5 protein-coding genes are annotated in these 16161 nt (G+C 71.6%); 2 read left to right on the top strand and 3 right to left on the bottom strand.

Annotated features, from left to right (window positions below):
* Nucleotides 1–4: 4 nt before the first annotated feature.
* A complete protein-coding gene (locus ACSMTC_RS02235; RefSeq protein WP_436557917.1) occupies nucleotides 5–1534 on the bottom strand; it encodes an ArnT family glycosyltransferase in 1530 nt (509 codons plus the stop codon).
* A gap of 326 nt (nucleotides 1535–1860) precedes the next feature.
* Here ACSMTC_RS02235 and ACSMTC_RS02230 point away from each other — a divergent pair, with 326 nt between their 5' ends.
* Complete coding sequence (locus ACSMTC_RS02230; protein WP_436557916.1) at nucleotides 1861–2979, top strand: agmatinase family protein; 1119 nt, start codon at nucleotides 1861–1863, stop codon at nucleotides 2977–2979.
* A gap of 73 nt (nucleotides 2980–3052) precedes the next feature.
* Here the strand turns inward: ACSMTC_RS02230 and ACSMTC_RS02225 are convergent, their stop codons facing one another.
* Together ACSMTC_RS02225 and ACSMTC_RS02220 are read right to left on the bottom strand one after the other, a co-directional pair.
* Nucleotides 3053–3874 carry an ABC transporter permease gene (locus tag ACSMTC_RS02225; protein ID WP_436557915.1) on the bottom strand — a complete coding sequence of 274 codons (822 nt, stop codon included), beginning with the start codon at nucleotides 3872–3874 and terminating at the stop codon, nucleotides 3053–3055.
* On the bottom strand, nucleotides 3871–4890 hold the full coding sequence (locus tag ACSMTC_RS02220) for an ABC transporter ATP-binding protein (protein WP_436557914.1): 1020 nt from the start codon (nucleotides 4888–4890) through the stop codon (nucleotides 3871–3873). The genes ACSMTC_RS02225 and ACSMTC_RS02220 overlap by 4 nt, the downstream gene beginning before the upstream one ends.
* A gap of 466 nt (nucleotides 4891–5356) precedes the next feature.
* Here ACSMTC_RS02220 and ACSMTC_RS02215 point away from each other — a divergent pair, with 466 nt between their 5' ends.
* Nucleotides 5357–16117 carry a type I polyketide synthase gene (locus ACSMTC_RS02215; RefSeq protein ID WP_436557913.1) on the top strand — a complete coding sequence of 3587 codons (10761 nt, stop codon included), beginning with the start codon at nucleotides 5357–5359 and terminating at the stop codon, nucleotides 16115–16117.
* The last annotated feature ends 44 nt before the right edge of the window (nucleotides 16118–16161 follow it).

The following is a 16161-nucleotide window of genomic DNA, read 5'->3' as shown; positions in this document are numbered from 1 at the left end:
GAGGTCAGAGGGTGCGCAGGTCCGGCCAGATCCGGGACCACGGGGTGTGCGGGCCTTCGCAGAGCCAGACGGCCTTGCCCTGGTTGGTGTTGTTCACGTCCAGGCCGTTGTCGACGGTGGCCACCTGGCGGACGCTGCCGAACCGCTCGCGCAGCTTGGCCTCGTCACCGCCGACGTACAGCACGGCACCGGAGTCGTCCGGCGGGGCGCCGAAGTACCAGGCGCCGCGCTGGGGGCTGTAGGCCTGCGGCAGCCCGTGCCCGGGCCCGTAGCGGTCCAGGGCGCCCTGTGCCCAGAAGGTGTCGGTGACGATCACCGCGTTGTGCTGCTGCTCGGCGGGCAGCGCGTGGTAGGCCTGCGACACGGTGGCCGCCAGCTGAGGCCAGCCGATCGTCTCGGTGGTCGAGAAGTTGGCGCCCTGCGGGGTGCGGCCGACCGACGAGGCCGGGTACACCGGGAGGCCGGCCAGTGCCACCGCCGCGCAGATCACGAAGGCGGGAACACCGAAGCCCCAGCGCCACCCGCGGGCCGCCGGACGGTGCTGGAGGGAGACCGCGCCCGCCGCCCAGAGCATCGGGAACAGACCGGCGACGTAGTAGGCCCGGCCGTCGGTGAGCAGGAAGAACGCGGTCACGGCGAGGGCCGCCCAACCCAGGAAGCGGTATCCGCGCAGCGCCTCCATCCGCAGCAGCCGCCACAGCCCCGCGCACATCAGCAGCACCAGCGGGAAGCCGGAGAGGATCAGCGCCAGCGGCAGGAACAGCACCCGGCCGCCGAACAGCGCGTCGTCCTCGGCCGCGATGACATCGGTCATCTCCGCCTGCGGCCAGCCGTGCTGGGCCTGCCAGACCAGGCTGGGCACCGTCACCAGCACCGCGATCGCGGCCGCCGCCCAGAGCGCGGGCCGGGTGAGCAGTTCGCGCGGACCGACCGCGGCCACCGCGCCGACCAGCGCCAGCAGGAACACTCCGACCAGGTACTTGTCCTGGAGGGCGAGGGCCGCCGCGATCCCGAGCCACAGCAGCAGCCGGTCCTCGCGGAGCCGGATCCAGCGCACCAGCAGCCAGCTGATCAGCGTCCAGAAGAACACGTCCAGGGTCGGGGTGATCAGCAGGTGCCCGAAGACCACCACGATCGGCGAGACGGCGAAGGCTCCCGCGCTGAGGATCTGCGCACGCCGCCGACCGCCCAGCTCCCGTGCGATCAGCGCGCACAGGACGACCCCGGCGCCGGTCAGCAGGGTGGCGGGCAGGCGCAGCACCACCAGGTTGCCGGGGGCCACGGTGTCCATGGCGCGGGCGAGCAGGGGCAGCAGCGGCGGCTGGTCGATGTAGCCCCAGTCCAGGTGTCTCCCGGCGGAGAGGAAGTACAGCTCGTCACCGAAGTAGCCGTAGCGGCCGCTGGTCAGCAGCAGGGCCAGGGTGAGCACGCCCGCGATGACCGCGACCGGCCGCCAGGCGATCGGCGCGGTATCTGGTCGGTCGGGTTGCTCGGAGGCTGTCGGCGGTGCGGCGTTCTCGATTGTCTGGCTCACGGTTCTCTCCGGAGGGGTAGCGTCGCGGATTTCGGTCGAAATCTCGAATGGATTCGCAGGGCCCGCGATTTCCGTGCCTGTTCGGCTCGCCGTTCAGAGGGCGTCAAGGTCTGCTGCGGGCGCCTTGATCCTATGGCAGTCTCCTTGCCGGACAAGGGGGTTGGTCACACAGCGGGGTAGGGGTGGGGTCGGCGCCGGATAGGGGTCGAATAGGAGGTGGACAAGGGTTCGGATGATTTTTCGGCGCCACTAGGCTGGTGCCGCAGCGAAATATGTGAACCAACCGACTGCGGAATGCGCCGTAAACGTCCACCGAGGAGATGTGTGTGAACGACAAGCCTCAGACGCCCGAGTTCCGCCTGGAGATCGACCGGTCGGCGGCGCCCGGCCGGGAGCCGGGGCCGATCGACCTCCGCCGGTACTACGCGACCCCCGCCCACTCGGGCATCCCGACCTTCATGGGCGTCCCGCTCTGCCTCAACCAGGAGGACCTGAGGGCCGGGAGCGCCGACGTCGCCGTGCTGGGCATTCCGCTGGACTCCTCGATCGGCCACCGCGGCGCGGCGTACGGCCCCCGGATGATCCGCGCCGACGAGCGCTACATCTTCAACACCCCCGAAGCGATGATCAACGCCAGCACCCGGATCAACCCGTTCGACGTGCTGAAGGTGGTGGACTACGGCGACGCGGCGGTGGACGCGTTCAGCACGCCGAACTCGATGGACCACATCCGCGGGCTGGTCCGCCAGATCGCCGAGGTCGGAGCCGTCCCGGTGCTGCTCGGCGGCGACCACTCGCTGCTGTGGCCGAGCGTCGGCGCGCTGGCCGACGTCTACGGCCCGGAGAAGATCGGCGTCATCCACTTCGACGCCCACCCCGACTGCCACGACTCGCAGTTGGGCCACCGGGCGACCCACAGCACCCCGATCCGGCGGATCATCGAGGACGAGAGGATCCCGGCGGGCAACGTCGTCCAGGTCGGCCTGCGGACCGTCACCGGCCCCGACAACCAGCTGTTCAACTGGATGCGCCGACAGGGCATGAAGTCGCACTTCATGGCGGAGATCGAGCGGATCGGGTTCCACGCCGTCCTGGACAAGGCGATCGCCGAGGTCCAGGAGAACGCCGAGTTCGTCTACCTCTCGCTCGACATCGACGTGCTCGACCCCGTCTACGCCCCCGGCACCGGCACCCCCGAGCCCGGCGGCCTGACCAACCGCGAGCTGTTCCCGGCGTTCCGCCGGATCTGCCACGAGACCAAGGTCATCGGCATGGACGTGGTCGAGGTCGCGCCGCACCTGGACGCCGGGTACTCCACCACGATGAACGCCCGCCGCGCCATCTTCGAGGGCCTCACCGGCCTGGCGATGAACCGGCTGAAGATCGCCGGCCCGAACTACCTCAACCCGATCGTCTCCGGACAGGTCAAGTTCCCGATCGGCTGAGGCCGTTGGACGGGAGAGCGGCGGCGCATCCGTGATGCGCCGCCGCTCTCCCTTGTGTCAGGCCGACTTGCCTCTAGTCCAGCGCCCGCTTGCGGAAGCCCCGGATGCCGATCAGCCCGAACAGCACACAGGCGGCCGCGAGCGCGGCAAGGTCGACCCAGAGCGGGATCGACCTCAGCTCACCGCCCGGCAGCAGCACCGCGCGCATCGCCTCACTGACGTACGTCAGCGGGTTGAGCGCGCAGATCACCTGGAACGGCCGTACCGAGGACAGGCCGTACCACGGGAACTGGGTGGCGCCGGTGAACATCAGCGGGGTCAGCACGACCGCGATCATGATGCTGATGTGGCGGGACTCCACCGCGGTGCCGATGGTCAGCCCGACGGTCGCGCCGGCCAGCGAGCCGAGCGCCAGCACCCCGGTGACCGGCAGGATGGCGGAGGCCGGCCAGTGCACACCGTCCAGTACCAGGAACCCGAGCGGGATCATCACGGCGGCGGCCACCAGACCGCGGATCGCCCCGAACACCACCTTCTCGACCGCCACCAGGGCGAGCGGGATCGGGGACAGCAGCCGGTCCTCGATCTCCTTGGTGAAGGAGAAGTCGACGATCAGCGGGAAGGCGGTGTTCTGCAGCGCGACCAGGAAGCTGCTCAGCGCCACCACACCGGGCAGCAGCACCTGCTGGAAGCCGTGCCCGGTGTAGCCGAGACCGGACAGGATCTTGCCGAACACGAACAGGATGAAGAACGGCTCCACCAGCACCTGGGCCAGGAACGGCACCAGCTCACGGCCGGTGACGAAGACGTCCCGCCAGAGGATGAAGCCGAACGTCCGAGCCGCCAGGGCGCCGGAGCCGGTCCGGGGAACGGTTGCGATTGCGCTCGTACTCAACGGAGTTCTCTCCCGGTCAGTTCGATGAAGACGTCTTCCAGGGTCAGTTCACCGAGCGACACGTCCTCCAGGTCGCAGCGCAGTTCGGTGAGGGCGCCCACGGCGGCGGGCAGGGTCGCCGAGGGCTGGCCGCTGGTGTAGAGCCGCAGCTTGTCGGGGCCGTCGCCGTCGACCTCGACGGTCTCGACCCGCTCCACCGTCTCGATCTTCTCCAACACCCGTACCAGATCGGTCGGTTCGGGCCTCTCCGGCCGCCCTTCGGTCCGCAGGGTGAAGGTGAGGGTGCCGGTGCCGCGCAGGGACTCGGTCAGCGCCCGCGGCGAGTCGAGCGCCAGCAGCTTGCCGCGGTCGATGATGCCGACCCGGTCGCAGAGCTTGGCGGCCTCGTCCATGTCATGCGTGGTGACCACCACGGTGACGCCCCTGCCGCTCAGTTCGGCCACCCGGTCATGGATGAACAGCCTGGACTGGGGGTCGAGTCCGGTGGCCGGCTCGTCCAGGAAGAGCACCCGCGGCCGGTGCATCAGCGCGCGGGCGATCATCACCCGCTGCGCCTGGCCGCCGGACAGCTCGTCCACCCTGGCCTTCCCCCGGTCGCCGAGGCCCACCCAGTCGAGGCTCTCGTCGGCCAGCCGGTTGCGCTCGGCCCGGCCCATGCCGTGGTAGCCGGCGTGGAAGACCAGGTTCTGGCGGATGGTCAGCGAACGGTCGAGGTTGTTGCGCTGCGGGACGACCGCGAACACCCGGTGCGCGGCGGCCGGCCGGCCCACCACGTCGACCCCGAGGATGGACACCCGGCCTGAGGTCGGAGCCACCCGGGTGGTCATGATGCCGAGGGTGGTCGACTTCCCGGCGCCGTTGGGGCCGAGCAGGCCGAACACCTCGCCGGGCCGGACCGTGAAACTGAGGTCGTCGACGGCCGGCTCCGGCCGGTTGCGGTATCTCTTGACCAGCCGGTCGACGACGACGGCGGCGGAATCGGAATCCACGGCCTGCGGTGCGCGTGCTGTATTCATTGCTTCCTGCGAATCGAGCGGGACGCGGGAACGGCGGAACGAGGGAAGCGAGGCGGGAGTTCACACGCATACCGGTACGCCGTCGTGATACGCCGTCATGCGCGCCGACGGAAAGGGGAAAATGAACAGTCAACTGTGCCGGACCATGTATAGCATGGGCCGCGCCCACCTGGGTGGGACAGGGGGGATAGGGGCAGGGTAGGGGATGTGTACCGGCCCGGCCCGCTGCTAGCTTGAAAGGGCGCAAGTATTCCCCGTAATCGCTTCTCCGCAATTGCGCGCGAATACTGCCGGGCAGGATTTCTCCCGCACGGGCGGGGAGTTGTGGGCGCAGGCCATTAAACACGAGTCATTGCGAGTCATTGGCGGTCATGCCCGACCTTCCCGACGACGTGTTCCGACTCGGACGTCCGGAAGCGGCCGGCACGGCCCTCACGACCGGTTCAAGGGTGGGACGGAACAAGGCGTGGAGAACGAAGCGAAGCTCCTCGACTACCTCAAGCGGGCCACCGCCGATCTGCGCGAGACGCGCCGGCGGCTGCGCGAGCTGGAGGAGCAGGAGCCGGAACCGATCGCCATCATCGGTATGGCCTGCCGCTACCCCGGCGGGGTGACCTCGCCCGAGGACCTCTGGCGGCTGGTGGCCGACGGCACCGACGGCGTCTCCGGCTTCCCCGCCGACCGGGGCTGGGACCTCGCCTCCCTCCATGACGAGGACCCCGACCACCCCGGCACCTCGTACACCCGCGAGGGCGGCTTCCTGCACGACGCCGCGCAGTTCGACCCCGACTTCTTCGGCATCTCGCCGCGCGAGGCGCTGGCGATGGACCCGCAGCAGCGGCTGCTCCTCGAGACCTCCTGGGAGGCCTTCGAGCGGGCGGGCATCGACCCGGGGTCGGTGCGCGGCAGTGCGACCGGTGTCTTCGCCGGGGTGATGTACCACGACTACGCCTCCCGCCTGCTGGACGTCCCCGAGGAGGTCGCCGGCTACCTCGGCAACGGCAACTCGGGCAGCGTCGCCTCCGGCCGGGTCGCCTACGCGCTGGGCCTGGAGGGTCCGGCGGTCACGGTCGACACCGCCTGCTCCTCCTCGCTGGTCGCACTGCACTGGGCGGTCCAGGCGCTGCGGGCCGACGAGTGCTCGCTGGCGCTGGCCGGCGGCGTCGCCGTGATGTCCACCCCCAACGCCTTCATCGACTTCAGCCGCCAGCGCGGCCTGGCGGCGGACGGCCGCTGCAAGTCCTTCGCGGCGGCGGCCGACGGCACCGGCTGGGGCGAGGGCGTGGGCATGCTGCTGGTCGAGCGGCTGTCGGACGCGCGGCGCAACGGCCACCCGGTGCTGGCGATCGTCCGGGGCAGCGCCATCAACCAGGACGGCGCCAGCAGCGGGCTCACCGCTCCGAACGGCCCCTCGCAGCAGCGGGTGATCCGGCAGGCGCTCGCGGCGGCCGGACTGACGGCTGGTCAGATCGACGCGGTCGAGGCGCACGGTACGGGCACCACGCTGGGCGACCCGATCGAGGCCCAGGCGCTGCTGGCGACGTACGGGCAGAACCGCGACGGGTCCGCGCCGCTGTGGCTGGGCTCGCTGAAGTCCAACATCGGCCATACGCAGGCGGCCGCGGGTGTCGGCGGCATCATCAAGATGGTGATGGCGATGCGGCACGGAGTGCTGCCGCAGACCCTGCACGTGGACCGGCCGACGCACAACGTGGACTGGTCGGCGGGTGCGGTGGAGCTGCTGACCGAGGCCCGGCCCTGGCCGGAGACCGGCCGTCCGCGCCGGGCGGCGGTCTCGTCCTTCGGAGTCAGCGGTACCAACGCGCACACCATCCTGGAGCAGGCGCCGGCCGCCGAAGCGGCGGTGGCCGAGCAGCCGGCCGGCTCCCCCGCAGTGGTGCCGTGGGTGCTGTCCGGCCGGACGGCGGAGGCGCTCCAGGCACAGGCCCAGCGACTGCTGGACTGGCTGGCCGCCGACCCGGAAGCGGAAGTCGCGGATGTCGCCTTCTCGCTGGCCATCTCCCGGGCGGCATTCAAGCAGCGGGCCGCACTGGTCGTTCGCGACCGGTCCGAGGCCCTGGCCGGACTGGCGTCGCTGGCGAGCGGTGAGCCGGCGTCGCGGGCGGTGCTCGGTGCTGCCGGTGTTGCTGGTGTTGCCGGTGCGGCTGGTGCGGCTGGCCGGGTGGCGTTCCTGTTCGCGGGGCAGGGGAGCCAGCGGGCCGGGATGGGCCGGGAGTTGTACGAGGCGTTCCCGGTGTTCGCCGAGGCCTTCGACGCGGTCTGCGCTGAGCTGGACCCGCATCTGGATCGTCCGCTGCGCGAGGTGGTGTTCGGTGGCGAGGGGCTGGATCAGACCGGGTTCACGCAGCCGGCGCTGTTCGCGGTTGAGGTGGCGCTGTTCCGTCTGGTCGAGTCGTGGGGTGTGCGACCGGATGTGCTGGCTGGTCATTCGATCGGTGAGATCGCTGCCGCGCATGTGGCGGGTGTGCTGTCGCTGGCGGATGCGGCTGCTCTGGTGGCGGCGCGTGGCCGGTTGATGCAGGCGCTGCCGGTTGGTGGTGCGATGGTGGCGGTGCAGGCCTCGGAGGATGAGGTTCTGCCGTTCGTCACCGGTGAGTTGGGGATCGCGGCGGTCAACGGGCCGACCTCGGTGGTGATCTCGGGTGCCGAGGATGCCGTTCTGGCGGCGGCCGAGCAGTTGGCGGCGCAGGGTCGCAAGACCAAGCGGCTGACGGTAAGCCACGCGTTCCACTCGCCGTCGATGGAGCCGGTGCTCGCCGAGTTCCGTACGGTCGTCGAGGGTCTGACCTTCAACGAGCCGCGCATCCCGATCGTCTCCACCCTTACCGGTGGGATCACCGAGGAGCTGCGCACTCCCGAGTACTGGGTGCGGCACGTCCGCGAGGCGGTCCGGTTCTGCGATGCGGTTCAGGCTCTGGAGCGCGAAGGCGTCCGTAGCTACCTGGAGTTGGGGCCGGACGGCACGCTCACCGCAATGGGTCAGGAGTGCGTGAGCGAGGAGTCGGTGTTCGTGCCGGCTCTGCGCCGCGACCGTGCCGAGGCCGAGAACTTCGTCGCAGGTCTGGCCCAGCTGCACGTACACGGGGTGGCCATCGACTGGAGGAGTGCCTTCGCGGGCACCGGTGCGCGGCTCGTCGACCTGCCCACGTACCCGTTCCAGCGGGAGCGGTACTGGCTGGACAGCGGTGCGCTGCAGAACGGTGATGTCACGGCGGCCGGTCTCGGTTCGGTCGAGCACCCGCTGCTCGGCGCGGTCCTCGGTCTGCCGGACTCGGACAGGCTGCTCCTCGTCGCCCGCCTGTCGGTCGAGACACACCCGTGGCTGGCCGACCACGCGGTGGCGGGCAGAGTGCTGCTGCCGGGTACGGCCTTCGTGGACCTCGCCGTGGCCGCCGGTGACCAGGTCGGCTGCGGTCAGCTGGAGGAGCTGACGCTGGAGGCGCCGCTGGTCATCCCGGCGGAGGGCGCAGCGCAACTGTGCCTCGCGGTGGGGGAGCCCGACGACGCCGGACGCCGCCCGCTGAGCATCTACTCGCGCCCGTTGGACGAGGCCAACGGTGGGACCGTCCGGTCCGACCGTCCCTGGACCGTGCACGCCGCAGGCTTCCTGTCGGCCGACGAGCAGGCTGCCTCGTTCGATCTGGTGGAGTGGCCGCCTGTGGGTGCCGAGCCGGTGTCGGTTGACGGGTTGTATGGCGGTTTTGTGGCTGCCGGGTTCGGTTATGGTCCGGTGTTCCAGGGGTTGCGGGCGGCTTGGCGGCGTGATGGTGAGGTGTTCGCCGAGGTCGCGCTGGACGAGAGCAGCCGGGACGAGGCGGGCTTGTTCGGTCTGCATCCGGCGCTGCTGGATGCCGCGTTGCACGCGGTTGCGCTGGGTGGCCTGGTGGAGGACACGGGTCGGGGTCGGTTGCCGTTCGCGTGGTCTGGGGTGTCGCTGTTCGCGGCGGGTGCTCGCGAGTTGCGGGTGCGTTTGTCGCGGGCTGGTGCGGATGCGGTGTCGTTGTCCGTGGCGGACGGTGCGGGTGTGCCGGTCGCGTTGGTGGAGTCGCTGGTGCTGCGGGCTTTCGACGCCGAGCAGCTGGCGGGCGCGAGCGGCGAGGACTCGCTCTTCCGTCCGGAGTGGACGGGTGTCGGGCTGCCGGTCATCGAGTCCATGGATGTCCTGACCGTGCTCGGGGCGGATGATCTCGGGCTGGACGATGCCGAGCAGTTCGGGAAGCTGGCTGAGCTGCGGGCTGCGGTCTCGGCCGGGCTGTCGGTGCCGGGGACGATCCTGGTGCCTGTCCTGTCGGAGCCGGCTGAGGCTGAGGATGTGGCCGCTGCGACGCATGCCGCTGTGCGTGGTGTGCTCGCGGTGGTGCAGGAGTGGCTGGCCGAGGAGCTGCTGGCGGACACCCGTCTGGTGGTGGTCACGCGTGGTGCGGTGGCGGCCGGTGGCGATGGTGCGGTGTCGGATCTGGCCTCGGCCGCTGTGTGGGGTCTGCTGCGTTCGGCGCAGTCGGAGAACCCGGGCCGGATCGTGCTGGTCGATGTCGATGAGGACCCGTCCTCGCTGGGTCTGCTGTCGGCGGCGGTCGAGAGCGGTGAGCCGCAGCTGGCGCTGCGTACGGGCGGTGCGTTCGCGCTTCGCCTGGCCCGTGTGCCTTCGACCGATGAAGCCGAGCGGCTGGTGCTGGACCCGGAGGGTACGGTGCTGGTGACGGGTGCGACGGGCACGCTGGGTGCGCTGTTCGCCCGGCATCTGGTGACTGAGTACGGTGCGCGCAGGCTGCTGCTGGTCTCGCGGCGCGGGGCTCGGGCCGAGGGTGCTGAGGAACTCGCCGATGCTCTCCGTGAGTTGGGCGCTGATCCGGTCTTCGCGGCGTGTGATGTCGCGGATCGTGAGGCGTTGGCGGCGCTGCTCGCCGAGCACCGTCTGACGGCGGTCGTGCACACGGCCGGTGTGCTGGACGACGGTGTCATCTCCTCCCTCACCCCCGAGCGGCTGGAGAGCGTGCTGCGCCCGAAGGTGGACGCGGCCTGGAACCTGCACGAGCTGACCCGGGACCACGACCTCACCGCTTTCGTGCTGTTCTCCTCCGCCGCGGGCCTGTTCGGCGCGGCCGGACAGGCCAACTACGCGGCCGCCAACAGCTTCCTGGACGCCCTCGCCCAGCAGCGCCGCGCCGCCGGACTCCCGGCGACCTCGCTCGCCTGGGGCCTGTGGGCCGAAGACGGCGGTATGGCCGGCGAGTTGGACCAGGCCGACCTCCAGCGGATGGCACGCGGCGGAGTCGCCGCGCTGACCGCTGCCGAGGGCCTGCGCCTGTTCGACGCTTCCGCTCGTGCGGCCCAGGCCGTACTGATGCCGATCCGTCTCGACCTGGCCGGTCTGCGCGGGCAGGCCGAGGCCGGGATGCTGCCCCCGCTGCTGCGCGGCCTGGTCCGGATCCCCGCGCGCCGGGCCACCGCGACGGCCGCTGCGGCTGGCGCCGACCGGTCGGATCTCGGCCGACGACTCGCCGTCCTGTCCCGGGCCGAGCAGGACCAGGTGCTGCTGGAACTGGTCCGCACCCAGGCGGCCGCCGTCCTGGGGCACAGCCGTTCCGAGTCGGTCGATCCCACCCGCGCCTTCCGCGAGTTGGGCTTCGACTCCCTCACCGCGCTCGAACTCCGCAACGGCCTCAACACGGCCACCGGCCTGCGTCTCCCGGCGACTCTGGTGTTCGACCACCCCAACCCGCTGGTACTGGCCGAGCACCTGCGCGCCGAGCTGGTCGGCGGGCGGGAGCCGGAGCTGCCGGCGATCGCCGCGAACACGTCCACGGACGACGACCCGATCGCGATCGTCGCGATGAGCTGCCGGTTCCCGGGCGGCGTGCAGAGCCCCGAGGATCTCTGGCAGCTCGTCTCGGACGGGCGCGACGCGGTCTCCGCCTTCCCCGAGGACCGTGGCTGGGACGTCGAGAACCTCTACCACCCGGACCCGGACCACCCCGGCACCTCCTACACCCGCCATGGCGGATTCCTGCACGACGCGGCCCAGTTCGACCCGACGTTCTTCGGGATCAGCCCGCGTGAGGCGCTGGCCACCGATCCGCAGCAGCGGCTGCTCCTGGAGACCTCCTGGGAGGCGTTCGAGCGGGCGGGTATCGACCCGGGTTCCCTGCGCGGCAGCCGTACCGGCGTGTTCGTCGGCGTGATGTACCACGACTACGCCACCCGGCTGCAGGACGTGCCCAGCGGAGCGGAGGGCTATCTCGGCAGCGGTGGTGCGGGCAGTATCGCCTCGGGCCGGCTGTCCTACACCTTCGGTCTGGAGGGCCCGGCCGTCACGGTCGACACCGCCTGTTCCTCCTCGCTGGTCGCCCTGCACTGGGCGATCCAGGCACTGCGCTCCGGTGAGTGCTCGCTCGCCCTGGCCGGTGGTGTCACGGTGATGGCGACTCCGGGGACCTTCGTGGACTTCAGCCGGCAGCGCGGTCTGTCCGCCGACGGGCGCTGCAAGGCGTTCTCGGACGACGCCGACGGCACCGGGTGGGGCGAGGGTGCGGGCATGCTGCTGGTCGAGCGACTGTCGGACGCGCGGCGCAACGGGCATCCGGTGCTGGCGATCGTGCGTGGCTCCGCGATCAACCAGGACGGTGCGTCCAACGGCCTGACGGCGCCGAACGGGCCGTCGCAGCAGCGGGTGATCCGGCAGGCGCTGGCCTCGGCCGGACTGTCGGCCGACGAGGTCGACGCGGTGGAGGCGCACGGCACCGGGACGAAGCTGGGTGACCCGATCGAGGCGCAGGCGCTGCTGGCGACCTACGGTCAGGAGCACTCGGACGACCGTCCGCTGTGGCTGGGTTCGGTGAAGTCCAACCTCGGCCACACCCAGGCCGCCGCCGGTGTCGCCGGTGTGATCAAGATGGTCATGGCGATGCGGCACGGTGTGCTGCCGCAGACCCTGCACGTCGGCGAGCCGTCCACCCATGTGGACTGGACGGCCGGTGCGGTGGAGCTGCTGACCGAGGCCCGGCCCTGGCAGGAGAGCGGCCGTCCGCGCCGAGCGGGCGTGTCCTCCTTCGGTATCAGCGGCACCAACGCGCACACCATCATCGAGCAGCCGCCGTCCGCCGTACCCGACCCGCGCCCCGAGGGGAACCAGGTCCTTCCGCTGGTGCTGTCGGCCAGGACTCCGGCCGCGCTGCGCGGCCAGGCGCAGCGACTGCTCGAACACCTGGCGGGGCGGCCGGAGTTGGAGACCTCGGATCTCGCCTACTCACTGGCCACGGCACGGGCGTCCTTCGAGCACCGGGCCGCGCTGGTGGCACGGGACCGCGACGAGCTGCTCACCGGGCTGGCCGCGCTGGCGGCCGGGGAGACCCCGGTGGACGCCGCGGCGAGCGTCGGGACGAAGACCGCGTTCCTCTTCGCCGGGCAGGGCAGCCAGCGTCCGGGCATGGGACGGGAGTTGTACGAGACGTACCCGGTGTTCGCCACCGCCTTCGACGCGGTCTGCGCCGAGCTGGACCGGCACCTGGACCGACCGCTGCGCGAGGTGGTCTTCACAGGCGAGGAGCTGGACCGGACCAGGTACACCCAGCCCGCGCTGTTCGCCATCGAGGTGGCGCTGTTCAGGCTGGTGGAGTCCTGGGGCTTGCGGCCGGACTTCCTGGCCGGTCACTCGATCGGCGAGCTGGCCGCCGCGTACGTCGCCGGAGTGCTCCCGCTCCCCGATGCGGCCGCACTGGTCGCCGCTCGCGGCCGACTGATGCAGCAACTGCCCTCCGGTGGCGCGATGGTGGCGATCCAGGCGAGCGAGGGCGAGGTGCTGCCGCTGCTGATCGGCCTGGAGGACGAGTTGGGCATCGCGGCCGTCAACGGCCCCGGCTCGCTGGTGGTTTCGGGTGACGAGCGCTCGGTGCTGGAGCTGGCCGCGGACTGGGAGGCGCAGGGCCGCAAGACCAAGCGGCTCGCCGTCAGCCACGCGTTCCACTCGCCGCTGATGGAGCCGATGCTCGCGGAGTTCCGGACCGTCGCCGAGGGGCTGTCCTTCGCTCCGCCCCGGATCCCGATCGTGTCCACCCTGACGGGCCGGACCGCTTCGGCGGAGGAGCTGTGCTCACCCGACTACTGGGCGCGGCACGTCCGTGAGGCCGTCCGTTTCCATGACGCGGCGCAGACCCTGGAGCGGGAGGGAGTACGGGCCTACCTGGAGCTCGGACCGGACGGCACGCTCACCGCGATGGCGCAGGAGTGCGTGACCGGGGCCGCGGTGGCCGTACCGCTCCTGCGGCGGGACCGCCCGGAGCCCGAGGCGGTCGCCACCGCACTGGGCCGGCTGGACGTCGTCGGCACCCGGGTGGACTGGGCCGCGCTGTACGCCGGAACCGGCGCGCGGCTGGTCGACCTGCCCACGTACGCCTTCCAGCGTGAGCGTTACTGGCCGCAGACCGGGACCGGCCCGGTCGGCGATGTCGCCTCGGCCGGGCTGGATGCGATCGGTCATCCGCTGCTGGGTGCCGCCGTGGCCCTGGCCGACGGTGACGGCCACCTGTTCACGGGCCGGCTGTCGACGGTGACGCACCCCTGGCTGGCCGACCACGCGGTGGCGGGCAGTGTGCTGCTGCCCGGCACGGCCTTCGTGGATCTCGCACTCGCGGCCGGTGAGCAGGTCGGCTGCGGCCTGCTGGAGGAGCTCACCCTCGAAGCGCCGCTCGTGCTGCCCGAGAAGACGCCGATGCAGCTGCAGCTGCGCCTAGGGGCCGCCGACGGGACGGGCCGGCGTACCGTCAGCCTGCACGCCCGCGGCGCCGGCGCGGCGGACGACGATCCGTGGACGCGCCATGCGACGGGTGTCCTGGCCGAGGACGGTGCGGACACGCCGACCGGACAGGTGCAGTGGCCGCCGGTGGGCGCCGAATCCGTCCCGGTGGACGGGCTGTACGACGGCTTCGCGGCTGCCGGGTTCGGTTACGGTCCGGTGTTCCAGGGCGTCCGGGCGGCCTGGCGGCTGGGTGACGAGCTGTTCGCCGAGGTCGCACTGGAGGAGAGCAGCCGGGACGAGGCGGGCCGGTACGGTCTGCACCCCGCACTGCTGGACGCCGCGCTGCACGCGGTCGGCCTCGGCGGCCTGCTGGCCGACACCGGTCAGGGCCGGCTGCCGTTCGCGTGGAGCGGCGTGCGGCTGTACGCCACCGGTGCGCCGGAGCTGCGGGTACGGCTGGCGCGGGCCGGCGATGACGCGGTGTCGCTGACCCTGGCGGACGGTGCGGGTACGCCGGTCGCGTCGGTGGAGTCGCTGGTGCTGCGGCCCTTCACCGCCGAGCAGTTGGCGGGTGCGGGCGGTCAGCACGAATCGCTGTTCCGTCCGGAGTGGACGGAGGTCGCCACGCCGTCGACCGCCTTGTTCGACCGTGCGGTGATCCTGGGCACGGATGTGCTCGGGGTCGGTGGGATCGAGCGGTTCGAGGACCTGGGCGCGCTGGTGGCCGGCGGTGTGCCGGGGACGATCCTGGTGCCTGTTCTGCCGGGGTCGGCTGAGGCTGAGGATGTGGCCGCTGCGACGCATGCCGCTGTGCGTGGTGTGCTCGCGTTGGTGCAGGAGTGGTTGGCGGAGGAGTTGCTGGCGGACACCCGGCTGGTGGTGGTCACGCGTGGTGCGGTGGCGGCCGGTGGCGATGGGGCGGTGTCTGATCTGGCCTCGGCCGCTGTGTGGGGTCTGCTGGGTTCGGCGCAGTCGGAGAACCCGGGCCGGATCGTGCTGGTCGATGTCGATGAGGACCCGGCCTCGCTGGGTCTGCTGTCGGCGGCGGTCGAGAGCGGTGAGCCGCAGCTGGCGATCCACTCCGGGGCGGCTTTCGCACCGCGTCTGGCCCGGGTCCCCGTGGCCGCCGAGGCCGAGCCGGTCGAGTTGGACCCCGAGGGCACGGTACTGCTCACGGGCGCAACCGGTTCGCTGGGCCGCGTGGTGGCCCGGCATCTGGTGACCGAGTACGGGGCGCGCAGGCTGCTGCTGGTCTCGCGGCGCGGGGCTCGGGCCGAGGGTGCTGAGGAACTCGTCTATGCTCTTCGCGAGTTGGGTGCCGAGCCGGTCTTCGCGGCGTGTGATGTCGCGGATCGTGAGGCGTTGGCGGCGCTGCTCGCCGTGCATCGTCTGACGGCGGTGGTGCACACGGCCGGTGTGCTGGACGACGGTGTGATCTCCTCCCTCACCCCGAAGCGGTTGGAGAGCGTGCTGCGCCCGAAGGTGGACGCGGCCTGGAACCTGCACGAGCTGACCCGGGACCACGACCTCACCGCCTTCGTGCTGTTCTCCTCGGCGGCCGGTGTCTTCGGCAATGCGGGTCAGGCCAACTACGCCGCCGCCAACAGCTTCCTGGACGCCCTCGCCCAGCAGCGCCGGGCGGCCGGACTTCCGGCGACCTCGCTCGCCTGGGGCCTGTGGGCCGAAGACGGAGGTATGGCGGCGGAGTTGGCCGAGGCCGACGTCCAGCGGATGGCACGCGGCGGCGCGATGGCACTGACCATCGACGAGGGCCTGGCCCTGCTCGATGCCTCGGTCGCCCTGCCGGACGCCGTCCTGGTGCCGGCGCGGCTGGATCTGGCCGGACTGCGCGCCCGAGCGGCTGAGTCAGGCCATGTCCCGGCCCTGCTGCGCGGACTGGTCCGGCCGCCCGCCCGGCGGGCCGTGGCCTCGCCGGCGGAGGCCGACCCCGCGGCCGCGCTGCGACAGCGGCTCACCGGCCTTCCCGCCGACGAGCAGGAACGCATCCTGCTGGAGCTGGTGTGCGGGCAGGTCGCGACGGTGCTCGGCTACCCGGGTGCGGCGGCCGTCCAGCCGGCGCACGCCTTCCGCGACCTGGGCTTCGACTCGCTGACCGCCGTCGAGCTGCGCAACCGGCTGAACGCGGTCACCGGAATGCGGCTCCCCGCCACGCTGATCTTCGACTACCCGAGTCCGGTCGACCTGGTCGGCCACCTGCGGACGGTGATCCCGCAGGACGGCGCGGCCGCGCCGAACGTCTTCGCCGAGCTGGACCGGCTGGCCGAGACGCTCGCCGCGGCACCGACGGACGAGGAGACCGGGACCAGGGTCACGCTGCGCCTGCAGGCCCTGCTGGCGCGGTGGCGGGAGACCGTGGCTCCCGACGGGGCCTCCGACGACGACCGCGATCTCGAATCGGCCACCGACGACGAGCTGTTCGACCTCCTCGATGACGAGCTCGAAACCTCCTGACCGACCACGCGCGACCCCATTTCTCTGCCGCAAGGAGCGGACGG

Origin of the sequence: Kitasatospora sp. HPM-01-4 (assembly GCF_051374625.1) — a bacterium.
In the GTDB taxonomy this organism is placed as follows: domain Bacteria; phylum Actinomycetota; class Actinomycetes; order Streptomycetales; family Streptomycetaceae; genus Kitasatospora.
The sequence above is the reverse complement of the archived record's forward strand: the minus strand, read 5'-3'. Positions and strand labels throughout refer to the sequence as shown.

Bases quoted from the DNA above. Each gene is read 5' to 3' on its own strand.
- ACSMTC_RS02220 (WP_436557914.1), bottom strand. From the start codon at position 4,890: ATGAATACAGCACGCGCACCGCAGGCCGTGGATTCCGATTCCGCCGCC.